This is a genomic window from Halanaerobium sehlinense (assembly GCF_055379485.1).
Genome location: NZ_AP042442.1, coordinates 929830 through 944207 on the forward strand (window position 1 = coordinate 929830; position 14378 = coordinate 944207).

Genomic DNA, 14378 nt, shown 5'->3' on the forward strand with positions numbered 1-14378 from the left:
AGGGGGTAATTTAATTGATGGATAATAATGTTGATCAAACTAATAATGAGAGTGACCTTACTACCATTGTTTTAACATCTGATGGCAGAACAATTATTGAAAAATTGCATAAAGAAAAAGAATGGTTTGAAACAATGAGTGATGCTGCACATTTTTCATTGGCTCTTGCAATGAATAGAAAGGAGAATTTGGAATGTGGAGAACTTGAACAAGGAAAAACCACTTGGGCTGTAGATAGGTTTGATAAAGAAGGAAAACTACAAACAATTGTTATTGCATTATATCCTGAATGTTCCTCAACACCTATTCGTCAGATTAATTATTTGATAGATATTGGAACTCAGTTGATTAATGATTTTTTAGATAATGATCCTTCAGCTACTTTAACTGATTTGCTAGAATGGGCTAAAAAATAGAATTATAAATTTTCATCAATTCACCACAATAGTTAATAAGGTGAGTTGGCATTTGTGGTCTTTATCGCTGTTATAGCAACCTTAGCGGCGGTGAAGGCCCAATATTTTGCTTATGAACTCACTTCAATAGATGTCTATACTGTGTTAAATGAGCCTTTATGTATCTTAAACAAATTAGAGAGGGGATTAAACTATGAAAAAAGTTGAGCCGATCAGAGACAAGGAATTGATTGAGGAGATTAAACGCTTATTGCTGATGGATAATTACAGAAATTATCTGCTTTTTGTGCTCGGAATTAATACTGGCCTTAGAATTGGAGACATGCTGCAACTAAAAGTTTCTGATGTAAGGAATAAGACACACATCCAGATCAAAGAACAAAAGACTCAAAAGTCAAAGAAGTTCTTTATTAATGGTGCATTGCGAGATGCTTTAGATCAATACATTAAAAACATGGCTGATCATGAGTACCTCTTTCAGAGTAGGAATGGGGCCAACAAACCGATCACTAGAAGTCAGGCATATAGAGTGCTAAGTTCTGTAGGTAAAGAAGTTGGTCTGGAATCCATTGGCTGCCATTCCACTCGCAAAACCTTCGGTTACCACCATTATCAGCAGTACAAAGATGTAGCAATGCTGCAGAAGCTTTTTAACCATTCTGCTCCGAGCATTACTCTAGATTATATAGGGGTAAATCAAGATTTGATGGATGATTCAATGCGAGAATTTGAACTGTAAGTTAGAAAATAGATAGTGCTCTAAGTTCCTATGTAAAAAGGGCTGAGAAGGCTCGAGAATAGCTGTTTGAAGACCTGTATTTATGCTGGAGATTCTTATGTAGAACGGTTAAGAACAGCTTTAAATAGCCTTTGTGCGCTCCCTGTAGTATATTGGTTGTTAAGTCTTTTTTTCTACGGCAGATATGTGCTATAATAGAGTTAGTAATACGCATCTGAGTATAATAAGTCCAGTAGGAGGATAATGACATGCCTAGAAAAATGGAGATAGAATATCCTGACACTTTGCCTGATTTACTTCAAGAAAGTCCTGAAGAATTTGAACGAGAAGCTAAATTGGCAATGGCGGTCAAACTATTTGAACTTAAACGAATATCTTCGGGTATGGCTGCAGAAATGGTTGGGATGGATCGAGCCGCATTTCTGTTAGAGTTGCACAGATATGGTGTAGAAATGATAAACATGGACCCAGAAGAATTAGCTTCTGATGTTGAGAATGCCTAAAACTCATTAATTCCTTCATTACTGGCAAATCTCTTGAAGGAGGTGATCATAGTGGGGAAGAAGGAAAAGAAATCTGATTGTCATTTCATCTTAAAAAAGAAGAAAAAAGGTGGTGATAAGAAGCAGGTTAGTATTCAATTAACTCAAGAACGAATTGATAAAGTTAATGAACTAAGTGAGAGATCTGGCCACAATAAGTCATACATTCATGGAGAAGCACTTGATTACTATTTTGATAATGTTGAAGTAATAGACTAATTTTTTAAGATACATCATCTCATTTTTATAAATTCGAGCAGTATGTCGATTACGATATTATCTATTTTGATAAAGAAGATAAGATGAATCAGCATTATGACAAGAGTTATCAATTGTTTTAGAGACATAATATAAAATCAGGAGCTGATAAGCATGACAAAGCAATTTGAAGTTGGCGCAAGTTACCAGGCAAAGAATTATAGAGACAGTGGCTATAACTTTCCAAAAGGAGAGTATCACCTTAAAATTATCCAGGAAGGATTTCCTGAAAAGCCAGTTAATGATGAAGAAGAACTAGTCATTGCTGAAGAACAGTGGCTGGAAGGTTTAGAGGGTACTGATCAATACAAGACTGATCTGGAAGGTAATTGGTACTATTTTGAGTTTCCTTTAAATGATGAAGGAGTAGAATACATGTGGATACCTGAATCAGTGGTATTTGATGTATTTGAATAAACGTTAAGTATAGCAAGAAATGGACCTTTTCTTTCTCTGGCCGGCTGAACCACTATTATATAAGTTTTAGACATAGATCTCCTGTGGTTATAGCCCGGCAGTTAAAATCCTGCGGCGCGCATCCAGGTGTTATCTAATAGGGAGTAAGAGTAAAATATTTAGTTGTCAATGTTCAAGCAGGAGAGACACTATGCTGCAATAGTAGCTGGCATATATCCCTGATCTTTGTAGAAAAGTTCATGCTTTGCCTGATAGTATATATCTTTGGTTATGATGTCACTATTAAGTTTCTCTGCTATTTCTAGAATCTTATCCAGTAACTGGCCTGCTCTTTGTTCTATCATTGAGTAGAGATTAGAATCTTCCATAACTCTTCTTTTTATGTTGGAGCTTTTTGAATACTCTCCCTTACCTTCGATTAACCCACTTTCCCAGTCTACCCCAACAGAATTACTAAACACATATTGGTCCACCTGTCGTTGTAATTCAGGAGTAATTACCTCCAGTGGCTGTTTTAGTAAGTCATTACTTCTCAAAAGTATTTTTCTATTTTTAGTTCTAGAATCTTTTCTAGTTTCACTAATTTCTTCGCAGAGATAATTTGACAACTTAGTCGCTTTTGCCTTTAAATTATCTTTTTTACTGATGTGTAGGCCAGGTCTACTAATCGAATTAAGAGAGCTAATATGAGCTATTCCGTGACCCCACTTATCCTGAAGTTTAGATTGCTCCAGGTACTTTAGATTAGACAGCATGTGAAAGTGTGGTCTACCATTTTCCTGGAATTCTAACACTGCTATGTATTTGAAGTCACCTTCATAGGCTTCTGATAAATTCTTCAGATTCTCAATGAATTTACTGAAAGCAGAGTAGGCATTTTCAATATTATACGGAGACTTACCAGACAGAAGAGAGTTGATTCTTGAAGCAAGTTCTCTTTTAATAGCTTGATTACGAGCACTGACACTTTTGAATGTTTTTTCATCCTTTACAAAAGATTCTTCTATTTTGGAAATCATAGATGAAGCCTGCTTGATTAAGATGTTTATAATTTTTTTACGTAGAGTCTTTTCTTCCTCACTGTTATTTAAGTATCTTCTATCTTTCTCCTTTTTATATTTCAGGTTGGTCTTACCTTTAAGAAGCTGCAATTCACTTTCACTCAACTGATCAGCAAGGTAGAGTTCATTTTTATCTTTATCGCTTCTTTTTGAAGAAAATAGGCTGTAGAAGTCTACATCTCCCATAGTTACAGTTGTAAAAGTATTCATGTCTTCAATATTAGCAATGGTCAATTTCCAGGTCTTCTTTTTCAGTTGATTGATATTAGAAGCTATTCTTTCTTCTGGAGATGGAGTATAGGTGCTTTTACTTCTTGATGATGTGTTATCATTTATCCTGGGCTTCCATTTATTTTCCTTTTCTCCGCCCCTGTATATTTCATCTTTATAACTTATTTCATCGAGAATATTACCGTATAGATCTAGCTTTCTCGAGTACCATACTCCTTTAATATCCCTTTCGATAGAGTTTAATGTTGCTACATTTCTGCCTTCCGCCTTATCCTCATTCTTTTTCATGGTAGTTCTGAGATTTTGAGCTGTCACTGTCATTATTATTACCTCCGTTATTGTTGTCCTGTTTCTTTCTGCTCTGGAATATATCTTCTTTAAGCAAACTAAGTATTTGAATGTTACTGAGTTTAGATTTCTTTAACTTTAAGATTTCGTCTACTTTCACTGTTTTAGAAGCCTCCTTAATCCGATCACAGGATTTCGTAAGTACTTAAGTAGTTATTTAAAAGAACTTAACAGTAGGTCTTTTTTTATGGCTGCAGGCAGAGAACCTTGCTTGGGATCCTCCACCTGCTTCCCCCCATTTTAAAAAGTGCTTCTATATATATAATACCGATTAAAAGGCCGTTTTTGACAGTGGAATTCAAATTTTAATAATAAAATTACTCAAGCTCACTAAAAGAGCATATGTTCATTTAGAATGAAAGTTAAAATATTAGTAAATAAAAAAAGACCCAGGCCCGTTAAGACCTGGATCTGTTGGAGGATTTTCAGATTATTACTTCACTATTTTGAGTGTGATAATTTCGGGGGAGAGGAGACTTTTCTTTCTCCCCCTACTATTATAATTAAACGAACACCTGCTCTGACAAGTCTAAATCTTCTTCAGAACCAAAAAACCATGCAAGGAATTCTGGTCTTGAGACTGTCCATTTACCACCAATTTTTCTTGCAGGGATTTCTCCCGATTCCAGCATCATATAAATTTTAGAATCAGATAGGGGCAAAAGCTCTTTTAAATCGCTTACACCTAAAGAAAAAGGTATCTGCTCAAAGTCAAAGTTGATCTGTTCTTTTACTGCATTCTCAAAATAGTTGAGTAAATCTGTTTTTGTAGTCTTCATTTTAAAATCCTCCTGTAAAGTAGTTTGTTGATACATTGTTGTTTGAACAACGTTAATAGATGTTCATTAACTATATAATAGCATAATCAAAAGTATAAGTAAAGAGCAAATTACAAGAAATATAAAAATATTGTCTTGACAACAATACACAAATGGTTTATAATGAATGTGAGGTGAGAGAGATGTATGAATATGACAAGGATAAATTAATCAGTTTAATCACAAAAGCGAAGGGGGAAGATAAAACAGTATCAAAATTTGCAGAAGAAATGGGTGTAAGCAGACCATACCTTAATAACCTTTTAAATAAGAAGCAAAAGAATCCACCAAGTCCAGATATACTGCAGAAAGTAGCTGGGAATAATAACCAAGTCCGTTATGAGCAATTAATGGTAGCCGCAGGTTATCTGGATGAGAAGTATCTTTTAGTTATGGATAAGGATGACGAGGGGCAATATGAGGAAAAAAAAGACACTCAAGGAGCAAAAGGGTTACTTTCAACTTATCTTGAGCAGGTAGAAAAGAAGAACCCTAGAGAAATGGTTACAAGTTACAATTATAATAATGAAGCTTTTTGGGATGAGAAGCAAGAATGTGTTAAAGAAGACTATTTCACTTTTCCAGAAGGCTATGTTACAGATTCCTCTTATGCTTTAAAGATGACAAACAATAAATTTAAGGATTGGGGAATTATAAGAGATGATTACATTCTAATTAGACCCATAAATGATGAGCCTGAGAATGGCTCTACAATATTAGTGATTATCAGAAAAGGTGGTGATTGCAACAGAACAATTAAAAGATACTACATTATTAATAAAGATAAAGTGAGATTAGAACCAGATGTTGAGAACTATGGCGAAATTGATAAGACAGAAATTGAAGTTAAAGGATTAGTAGTTTTTGTAGGAAGACAATATATTAAATAATAGGAGGAATTAATATGCCAAGTTTTAAAAAGTTAAAGTCAGGAAACTGGCAAGCACAAGTTTATATTGGGAAGGACTCAGAGACAGGAAAGGCAATGAGAGAGTATAAGACATTTACCCGTAAGAGAGATGCAAAAAAATGGGCTAGAAAAATGGAATTGCAGGCTGATCAGGGAGTTGTAGTACAGACGGACATGACAGTAAAGGATTTGTTACTGAAGTGGTTTGAGGAGTACGCGGTTGTTCAGACAGAAAAGACTACTCATGATAGATATGAGATCATACTTAAAACTCATCTGATTCCCGCTCTGGGACATATCAAGTTAAAAGAACTCAGTCCAGCTCACATTCGAGTATATTTGCAGAAGAAGCGGAAGGATGGAAGAAAAGACGGTAAAGAAGGCGGGTTATCAGAAGCAACTCTATTAAAGCATTATAAGAAGTTGAAGCAGGCTTTGAGCTTTGCAGTTAGAAATAGATACATTGCAGCTAACCCGGCTGATTCTGTTGAAGCACCGAAAATTGATCGGAGAAGGAATAATACAATTGTTGCTTTAACAAAAGAAGAAATAAGTAAACTTTTAGAGGTTGCTAAAGAGGATGATCCGCTATTACATGACTTTATCTATCTTGCAGTCCATACAGGGATGAGAAAAAGTGAGCTTTTAGGCCTGGAATGGGATAATGTTGACTTTGAGAATAAGAAGATTCGGGTGAGACAGGCTCTGGTAGGTGAAAAGGGTAATGGCTCTGTTCTAAGAGAAAGTACTAAAACGGCTAATAGTAACAGGAATATCGATATTACTGACGAAATAGTAGAAGTGCTGAAGAAAAGAAAAGAGAAACAAAAGGAGTTCAAAGAATTCCTGGGAGATAATTATCACGATGAGTATAATCTGGTGTTCTGTAAAGAAGATGGTGAAAAATATTATCCAGACAGATATAATGTTAGATATGCTGAATTAAGAGATAAAGCTGGATTAGATAAAGAAAAAACACTCCATACACTTCGCCATACACATGCTTCGATTCTGCTGCAGCTAAATGAACATCCTAAGATTGTTCAGGAGAGATTGGGTCATGCTTCAATTACTCAAACAATGGATACGTACTCGCATTTAATTCCAACTTTACAGGCTGAAGCAGCTGAAAAAGCTTCTAAATTTCTGGATGCTTGATCGAGTTGGATAGAAAGTAATGCGGTGAAATCACGGTGGGAAGCTTAATAATAATAGTTCCCACAAAAAGAAAACTGCTATAATCGCTGTTATAGCAGGAATGATAAATGGTGCCCCCGGTAGGAGTCGAACCTACGCTCAAGGCTTCGGAGGCCTTTGCTCTATCCACTGAGCTACGGGGGCATTACCTAAATTATTTTAACAGACAGACCGGCTAATGTCAATAAGCTTCAGATTTTATCAGCAAAAGAAATTATTTAACAGTTTTAAACTCCTTTCAATGCTATAATTTTAAACATAATAAATAAAGGGGAATAAAATATGACTGGTATTTGTGATTATAATGAGTAATCATCATGAACACGATCATTCTGCAGTGGGAAATATTAAATTTGCTTTTTTCTTAAATTTATCATTTTCAATTATCGAAATTATCGGTGGTTTGTTAACTAACAGTATGGCCATCTTATCTGATGCCCTGCACGATCTTGGGGATTCCATTTCTCTGGCTGTTTCCTGGTATCTTGAAAACTACTCTCAAAAGGGAGCTGATAAAGATTTTAGCTATGGATATGCCCGTTTTTCTCTGCTGGGAGCTTTAATAAACAGCATTGTTTTAATTTTAGGTTCATTTTTTATTCTATCAGAAGTAATACCGAGAATATTTAACCCTCAGGCTGTGCATCCAGAAGGGATGTTATTGCTGTCTATTATCGGGATTACTGTTAATGGAATTTCAGTTTTAAAATTAAGAGGTGGCAGTTCTTTAAATAAGGAAGTTGTAAGCTGGCATCTAATGGAAGATCTGCTGGGATGGACTGCGGTTTTAATTGTTAGTATAGTTCTAATCTTTAAAAGCATACCGGTTTTAGACCCACTTTTATCTTTATTAATCAATATTTACATTTTATATAATGTCATTTCAAAGTTAAAAAGAGTTTTAACAATCTTTCTGCAGGGAGTTCCTGGAGGAATTGATATCTCAGCTCTGCAGCAGAAAATTGTTGAACAGAGTCAGGCACTTTCCGTTCACCATACGCATGTCTGGACACTTGAGGGAGAAAAGAACTTTTTAAGCACCCACTTAATTGTTAATGACCAGATAAATAGAGAAGAAATAATAGCTTTAAAATCTAAGGTAAAAAGTCTGCTTGCAGAAGAAGGAATTGATCATGTAACAGTGGAAATTGAGTATGAAAATGAAGAGTGTAAGTCCGAAGACTGCCGGGCCTAAGCTGTAAATTTGCTTGACACAAATCTTTTAATATGGTAAAGTTATTTAAAATAGAATAATGACTTATCAAGAGTGGTGGAGGGATCTGGCCCTGAGAAACCCAGCAACCAGCAGTAATACTGCCCGGTGCTAAATCCAGCAGGTTAATACCTGGAAGATAAGTAGTTGTATCCCACTTCTACTTAGGAAGTGGTTTTTTGTTTTTGAAATAGGTTTTTGAAATCGAAGCAGAAAATAGAAAGCAGTATTTTTTCAAAAGAGTAGTTGAGGAGTTTAAGGAGGATATAAATGAAGATCAAAAAGATTTTTGAGCAGAAAGAATTGGTGTTTTCACTTGAAGTTTTTCCACCAAAAGCAGAAACCCCAATAGAAAACATTTATCAAACTTTAGAGGAGTTGAAAGATATTAATCCTGATTATATTAGTGTAACTTATGGAGCAGGGGGTGGGGTTAGAAAAAATAGAACCTGTGAATTATCTTCAATTATTAAAGAAAAATATAAAGTAGAGGCTTTAGCTCATCTAACCTGTATAAATTCTGATAAAGAAACTTTAAATCAAATTTTAGCAGAACTGGAAGAGAAAAGAATTGATAATATTCTGGCTCTTCGCGGTGATAAACCTGCAGATGGGCAATTACTGGGAGAATATAATTATGCCTATCAGCTTGTGGATCATATAAAAAAGCATAATGACTTTGGTGTTGCAGCTGCCTGTTATCCTGAAGGTCACTTAGAAACTGAAAGTCTTGATCAGGATATTGAATATTTAAAACAGAAAGTTGACTGTGGGGTAGATTATCTAATAACTCAGATGTTTTTTGATAACTCACTTTTTTATAAATTTCGTGAAAAAGCAAGAAAAAAGGGAATAGATGTTCCAATTGAGACTGGAATAATGCCGGTAATAAATAAAAAACAGATTGGAAGGATTATAGAATTATCAGGTGCTTATTTCCCGGATAAATTCAAAAAAATATTTGAAAAATATGAAGATAATCCAGAAGCTTTAAGAGATGCAGGTATTGCTTATGCAGTAGAACAGATTGTTGATTTAATTTCCAGTGAGGTAGATGGAATTCATCTTTATACAATGAATAATCCCTATGTAGCAAGAAGAATCAAAGAGGCCGTAGGTTCTTTAATCACTCATATTAACTGTAAAAAGGCTGATTAAAATGAAATTTAAAATTGATAGAACAGAAGTTTTAAGATATTTACAGACTTCAAAAGATCTAAAAGATGAAAATATTAATCGTTTGATTAAGGAGTCAACTGCTGAAATAAAAGAATTGATTAATTTTAGATATTTATATAAAAAGTATCCGATTAAAACTGTGGCTGATGGAATTGAAATTTTAAATACGACTCTAATTTTAAAAGGAGATAGTATTAAAAAACATCTGAGTAATTCAGAAGAAGTTTATCTGCTGGCAGCTACTCTGGGGGCTCAGGTTGATAAGAAAATCTCTTTTTATGAGAAAATATCAGTAACTAAGTCTATGGTTTTTGATGCCTGTGCTACAACAGCTATAGAAGAAGGCTGTGATCAAGTAGAAGCTGAGATTAAAGAAAAAGCTTTGAAAGAAGGCAATAAAGATATAACTTTTCGTTACAGTCCAGGCTATGGTGATTTAGATATAGATATCCAAAAAGAGTTCCTAAATATTCTCGATGCACCAAAGAAAATTGGTTTAACTGCTTCTAAATATAATATGTTAATACCTACTAAATCAGTTACAGCTATAATTGGAGTAATTGCAGAAAAAACTGAAAAAAATAAGGAAGAGTCAAAAGTCAATAATAATGAGTCTAAAAATATTGAAGCAAGGGATATAGAATTTGAGCAGCGACAATGCAGACAGTGTTTATTAGACGATGATTGTGAGTTAAGAAGAAAGGGGATTTACTGTGGAGCTAAGAAATAAACTTGGAAAGAGAATAATATTATTTGATGGAGCAATGGGTACAGTCCTGCAGCAGCGAGGTCTGAAAGCAGGAGATATACCGGAAAAACTTAATCTTGAAAAAGCTGAAGAGATCATAGATATACATAAAAGCTATCTAGAAGCAGGGGCAGAGATTCTAACAACAAATACTTTTGGCGCAAATGCCTTAAAGCTGGAAGAAAGTAATTACTCCGTAGAAGAAGTTATTTCTGCAGCAGTAGAAAATGCCCGAAGAGCAGTTGTGAGATCTGGTATTGAGGCAGCAGTAGCTCTTGATATGGGGCCATTGGGAGAATTATTAGAACCAATGGGAAGTTTAACTTTTGATGAAGCCTATAACCTTTATCAGCAGCAGGTTTTAGAAGGTGTTAAAAGTGGGGCAGATTTAATTCATATAGAAACTATTGCTGATCTTTATGAGGCCAGAGCAGCAGTTTTGGCAGCTAAGGAAAATTCCAATCTTCCAGTTTTCTGTACTTTGACCTTTGAAGAAGATGGCAGAACTTTTACTGGAGGCAGCATTCGCTCTATGATAGCAGTTCTGGAAGGCCTTGGAGTTGATGGAATTGGGCTAAACTGTTCTCTGGGGCCAGAAAAGCTGGAACCGCTGGTAGAAGAGCTTCTTCTTTATTCTGAAACTCCAGTAATTTTACAGGCTAACGCTGGGCTTCCAGTAGTAGAAAATGGAGAAACAGTTTTTAAGATTTCACCTGAGGAATACTTTAAACCATTATTCAGGCTTTATGAAAAAGGACTTGCAGTTATTGGAGGCTGCTGTGGTACAAATGAAGAGTTTATCTCTTTAATTGCTGATAATTTAAAAAATAAGAAGGTGAAAAAAAGAAATCCTATAAAAGAAACTATTGTCTGCTCTCCTTCTCAACATAGAGATTTGGCAGGGGTTAATGTAGTTGGAGAAAGAATTAATCCAACCGGTAAAGAATTATTTAAAAGGGCTTTAAGAAATGGTGATCTGGATTTTATTTTGAAAGTTGCAGTAGAAGAAGTAGATGCAGGAGCAGATATTCTAGATGTTAATCTTGGACTCCCTGATATTGATGAAAAAGAGATGATGGTTAGATTAATCAAAGAACTACAGGGGATTTTAGATATTCCATTACAAATTGATTCCAGTGACCCTGAGGTTATAGAAGAAGCACTCAGATATTATAATGGGACGGCTATTGTGAATTCAGTTAACGGAGAAACTGAAATTTTAGAGAAAACTTTACCAGCAGTAAAAAAATATGGTGCAGCTGTAATTGGATTGACAATGGATGAAAATGGAATTCCAGAGACTGAAGAGGGGCGTTTTGAAATTGCCGAGAAAATTGTAAATAAAGCAGCTGAATATGGAATTAGCAGAGATAAAATTATAATAGATTGTTTAACTTTAACTGCCTCTGCTCAGCAAAAAGGTGTTCGAGAAACTCTAAAGGCCCTAAAAATGGTCAAGGAAGAACTAGGAGTTAAAACAACTCTTGGAGTTTCCAATGTATCTTTTGGTCTGCCAAATCGTCCAGTTTTAAACCGGACTTTTTTATCGGTGGCACTCTACCAGGGATTAAATCTACCAATTATTGATCCTAATGATGAAGAAATGATGGCAAATATTAAGGCAGCAGCAGTTTTGAACAATATTGACCAGGGAGCTAAAGAATATATAGACTATATGGCTGAGGAAAAAAATACTGGAAATGAAAAGGGAACAGACAAAAACCAGAGTGGAAAAGATATAGATTTAAAGACTGTGATAATTAAAGGTCTGAAAGCGGAAGCTGGTCGTTTGACAGATCAAATTCTCCAGAAAAAAGAAGCATTGGAAGTAGTAAATGAATATTTAATTCCGGCTCTGGATGCTGTTGGTGACCGTTATGAAAAAGGTGAGATATTTTTACCACAGCTCGTTCAGTCAGCTGAAACTGTTAAAGAAGCATTTAATGTTTTAAAAGCAGAGATGGCCCGGACAGGTGGCAGGGATATTTCCAAAGGGGAAATTGTGATGGCAACTGTAAAAGGTGATGTCCATGATATTGGTAAAAACATAGTGAAAACTGTGCTTGAAAACTATGGTTATCAGATAATAGATTTAGGAAGAAATGTTAATATAAAGGAAGTTGTTAAAGCCGTTAAAGAGAATGAAATAAAACTTCTTGGTTTAAGTGCTTTGATGACAACTACTGTTAAAAATATGGAAAAAACAATTAAAGCAGTTCGGGAAGAAGTAGCTGATTGTAAAATCATGGTAGGTGGAGCAGTTTTAACCGCAGATTATGCAGATATGATTGATGCAGATTTTTATGCCAGAGATGCTAAAGAAGCTGTAGAAATTGCCAAAAAAATTATTACTGAATAATTAGTTGATCAACTTAGACCACAAATAATAGATCTTTAACAAATAGCAGGCTGCAGGTTTTATAATTTATAACTCCAGCCTGCCTGAAATTAATCAATTCTTTCAATATTCTTTTGTTCTGCAGCAAGGTCAGCATAGTGGAGAGCATGCTGTTTTAGTTCAATTACCTTTTCCTTTGTAATACTGCGGATAACTTTTGCTGGCACTCCTAAAACAAGACTTCCAGCTGGAATCTCAGCATTTTCAGGAACTACAGCACCAGCTCCTACAATTGAACCTTCACCAATATGTGCACCACTTAATATAGTAGCATTCATTCCAATTAAAGATTTATTACCGATTTTACAGGCATGGATAACTGCATTATGACCAATAGTAACATAATCTCCAATTTCAACACCTAAATTTTGTTCAACATGGACAGTTGAATTTTCTTGAACATTAGAATATTTTCCAATCTTTATCTTTTTAATATCACCTCTAACTACAGTATTATACCAGATACTGCTGTGTTCAGCTATTTCGACATCTCCAATTATTTGACTACCTGGAGCAATAAAAGAGTTTTCTGCAATCTTAGGACTTTTTTTGTTAAATTTATAAAGCATTTTAAAACCTCCATATTTTAGGTTATCACTATATGAATTCTATCTAAAGTTTAAAACTCCTTTTTTAATAGCCATTTAACTTGCAAGCACTGATAAAATAATTTATAATTAAAGGTGTATGAAATCAGAGGTGGAAAATATGTCAAAAAAAAGAGTGGCTATTTTTGGAGGGACTTTTGATCCCCCTCATCAGGGACATTTTATTTTAGCTGAACAGATAAAAAATTATTTTGGATTATCTAAGATTATATTTATGCCTGCCGGCAGGCCGCCACATAAAAAAGATAGGACTATTTCACCAAATGAAGATAGATTAGCAATGCTGAAGTACGCTGTAGATGATAATCAATATTTTTCTATATCAGATTGGGAAATGAAAAATGAAGGTTATTCTTATACTGCAAAAACTTTAGCAGAGTTTGTACCACAAATTGATGCTGATCAGGTCTTTTTTATTATAGGTGCAGATTCATTAGCAGAAATTTTTGACTGGAAAGATCCGGAATATTTATTAAGCAAAGCTAATTTTATTGTATTTAGTCGACCTGGTTATAATTTAGAAAAGCTTATAAATGATCAAAAATATGAAGATTATTTAGAGAATATATTTACATATCAGAGTTTAAATATAGAAATTTCTTCTTCGTTTATCAGAGATGAAATTCGAAAAGGTAATTCTATTCGCTACTTAACATTAGATAAGATCAAAAAGTATATTGAAAAAAATAATCTTTATAGGTGATTAGATGTCATTAGTTAATAAAAATTTATTAACAAAACCTGATTTAAAGAAAATAGAAAACATTTTAGGAAAAGAAAGATATCAACATACGAGATTTGTTTTAGAATCAGCGGTTAAACTAGCTAAAAATTTAAATCTTAACCAGCAGAAAGTAAAAACTGCTGCTTTACTGCATGATATTGCCAAATCTAAAACTGATGAAGAATTAAAAATAATTTTAAAGGATTCTCAGTGGTCTGTTGATGATTTAGAAGCTTCTATAACTCCAATACTGCATGCTCCTGCTGGAGCTGTAATTGCCAAAAATGAATTTGGAGTTGAAGATCAGGAAATATTAGAAGCAATACGTTTTCATACCTTGGGCCACCCCGAAATGGGACAAATAGCTCAGGTTATTTATGCTGCCGATTTCATTTCAGAAGATAGGCAGTTTCCTGCTTTAGAGATTATTAGGAAAGAAATTGAAAGAGATTTTGAATTAGGATTATATTTAATAACCAATAATATCATTAAATATCAGCTTGAACAGGATAATTTTATCCATCCTTATTCAAATGATTTACGAAATAAACTATTAAAGAGAAGTGATTAA

Annotated in this window: 17 protein-coding genes, 1 tRNA gene and 1 riboswitch; of the genes, 13 read left to right on the forward strand and 5 right to left on the reverse strand. The window is 34.4% G+C overall.

Annotation, left to right across the window (positions count from 1 at the left end):
* The first annotated feature begins 17 nt into the window (after positions 1–17).
* From ACZ446_RS04535 to ACZ446_RS04555, 5 genes are all read left to right on the forward strand, one after another.
* The gene (locus ACZ446_RS04535) at positions 18–416 is read left to right on the forward strand and encodes a hypothetical protein (RefSeq protein ID WP_464393937.1); all 399 of its coding nucleotides are present in this window, start codon (positions 18–20) and stop codon (positions 414–416) included.
* Positions 417–609: 193 nt separating this feature from the next.
* Positions 610–1155 (forward strand): site-specific integrase, encoded by a 546-nt coding sequence (locus ACZ446_RS04540; RefSeq protein WP_114457552.1) that lies wholly within the window; start codon positions 610–612, stop codon positions 1153–1155.
* A gap of 248 nt (positions 1156–1403) precedes the next feature.
* Positions 1404–1658: a UPF0175 family protein gene (locus ACZ446_RS04545; RefSeq protein ID WP_076544530.1), complete on the forward strand. Its 255-nt coding sequence runs from the start codon at positions 1404–1406 to the stop codon at positions 1656–1658.
* A 51-nt stretch (positions 1659–1709) separates the two neighbouring features.
* The gene (locus ACZ446_RS04550; RefSeq protein WP_076544531.1) at positions 1710–1916 is read left to right on the forward strand and encodes a ribbon-helix-helix domain-containing protein; all 207 of its coding nucleotides are present in this window, start codon (positions 1710–1712) and stop codon (positions 1914–1916) included.
* A 153-nt stretch (positions 1917–2069) separates the two neighbouring features.
* On the forward strand, positions 2070–2372 hold the full coding sequence (locus tag ACZ446_RS04555; protein ID WP_114457553.1) for a hypothetical protein: 303 nt from the start codon (positions 2070–2072) through the stop codon (positions 2370–2372).
* 188 nt (positions 2373–2560) lie between these two features.
* Here the strand turns inward: ACZ446_RS04555 and ACZ446_RS04560 are convergent, their stop codons facing one another.
* The 3 genes from ACZ446_RS04560 to ACZ446_RS04570 all read right to left on the reverse strand — a co-directional run bounded on the left by ACZ446_RS04560 (position 2561) and on the right by ACZ446_RS04570 (position 4791).
* Positions 2561–3985, reverse strand: coding sequence for a rolling circle replication-associated protein (locus ACZ446_RS04560; RefSeq protein ID WP_114457554.1), 1425 nt, complete (start codon positions 3983–3985; stop codon positions 2561–2563).
* The gene (locus ACZ446_RS04565) at positions 3939–4112 is read right to left on the reverse strand and encodes a hypothetical protein (protein WP_158531707.1); all 174 of its coding nucleotides are present in this window, start codon (positions 4110–4112) and stop codon (positions 3939–3941) included. The genes ACZ446_RS04560 and ACZ446_RS04565 overlap by 47 nt, the downstream gene beginning before the upstream one ends.
* 403 nt (positions 4113–4515) lie before the next feature.
* Positions 4516–4791 carry a helix-turn-helix domain-containing protein gene (locus ACZ446_RS04570; protein ID WP_464393938.1) on the reverse strand — a complete coding sequence of 92 codons (276 nt, stop codon included), beginning with the start codon at positions 4789–4791 and terminating at the stop codon, positions 4516–4518.
* A gap of 182 nt (positions 4792–4973) precedes the next feature.
* Here ACZ446_RS04570 and ACZ446_RS04575 point away from each other — a divergent pair, with 182 nt between their 5' ends.
* Together ACZ446_RS04575 and ACZ446_RS04580 are read left to right on the forward strand one after the other, a co-directional pair.
* Positions 4974–5720 carry a helix-turn-helix domain-containing protein gene (locus tag ACZ446_RS04575; protein WP_464393939.1) on the forward strand — a complete coding sequence of 249 codons (747 nt, stop codon included), beginning with the start codon at positions 4974–4976 and terminating at the stop codon, positions 5718–5720.
* 14 nt (positions 5721–5734) lie between these two features.
* Positions 5735–6898, forward strand: a complete 1164-nt coding sequence (locus ACZ446_RS04580) for a tyrosine-type recombinase/integrase (protein ID WP_464393940.1) — start codon at positions 5735–5737, stop codon at positions 6896–6898.
* 108 nt (positions 6899–7006) lie between these two features.
* Here the strand turns inward: ACZ446_RS04580 and ACZ446_RS04585 are convergent.
* A tRNA-Arg gene (locus tag ACZ446_RS04585) sits at positions 7007–7081 on the reverse strand.
* Between the two features lie 160 nt (positions 7082–7241).
* Between ACZ446_RS04585 and ACZ446_RS04590 the strand changes: the two genes are divergently transcribed.
* The 4 genes from ACZ446_RS04590 to ACZ446_RS04605 all read left to right on the forward strand — a co-directional run bounded on the left by ACZ446_RS04590 (position 7242) and on the right by ACZ446_RS04605 (position 12436).
* Positions 7242–8132, forward strand: coding sequence for a cation diffusion facilitator family transporter (locus ACZ446_RS04590; protein WP_464393941.1), 891 nt, complete (start codon positions 7242–7244; stop codon positions 8130–8132).
* 60 nt (positions 8133–8192) lie between these two features.
* Positions 8193–8296, forward strand: a riboswitch (SAM riboswitch).
* Between the two features lie 124 nt (positions 8297–8420).
* On the forward strand, positions 8421–9308 hold the full coding sequence (gene metF / locus ACZ446_RS04595) for a methylenetetrahydrofolate reductase [NAD(P)H] (protein ID WP_464393942.1): 888 nt from the start codon (positions 8421–8423) through the stop codon (positions 9306–9308).
* Position 9309: 1 nt separating this feature from the next.
* Positions 9310–10059, forward strand: coding sequence for a Vitamin B12 dependent methionine synthase activation subunit (locus ACZ446_RS04600; protein ID WP_464393943.1), 750 nt, complete (start codon positions 9310–9312; stop codon positions 10057–10059).
* Positions 10043–12436, forward strand: coding sequence for a homocysteine S-methyltransferase family protein (locus tag ACZ446_RS04605; protein WP_464393944.1), 2394 nt, complete (start codon positions 10043–10045; stop codon positions 12434–12436). The genes ACZ446_RS04600 and ACZ446_RS04605 overlap by 17 nt, the downstream gene beginning before the upstream one ends.
* An 89-nt stretch (positions 12437–12525) precedes the next feature.
* On the opposite strand, the gene ACZ446_RS04610 is transcribed toward ACZ446_RS04605, so the two are convergent.
* Entirely contained in the window at positions 12526–13044 is a 519-nt protein-coding gene (locus tag ACZ446_RS04610; RefSeq protein ID WP_464393945.1) for a gamma carbonic anhydrase family protein, read from the reverse strand.
* Positions 13045–13183: 139 nt separating this feature from the next.
* Between ACZ446_RS04610 and nadD the strand changes: the two genes are divergently transcribed.
* Together nadD and yqeK are read left to right on the forward strand one after the other, a co-directional pair.
* Positions 13184–13786: a nicotinate-nucleotide adenylyltransferase gene (gene nadD, locus ACZ446_RS04615; RefSeq protein WP_464393946.1), complete on the forward strand. Its 603-nt coding sequence runs from the start codon at positions 13184–13186 to the stop codon at positions 13784–13786.
* A gap of 4 nt (positions 13787–13790) precedes the next feature.
* On the forward strand, positions 13791–14378 hold the full coding sequence (gene yqeK, locus ACZ446_RS04620; RefSeq protein WP_464393947.1) for a bis(5'-nucleosyl)-tetraphosphatase (symmetrical) YqeK: 588 nt from the start codon (positions 13791–13793) through the stop codon (positions 14376–14378).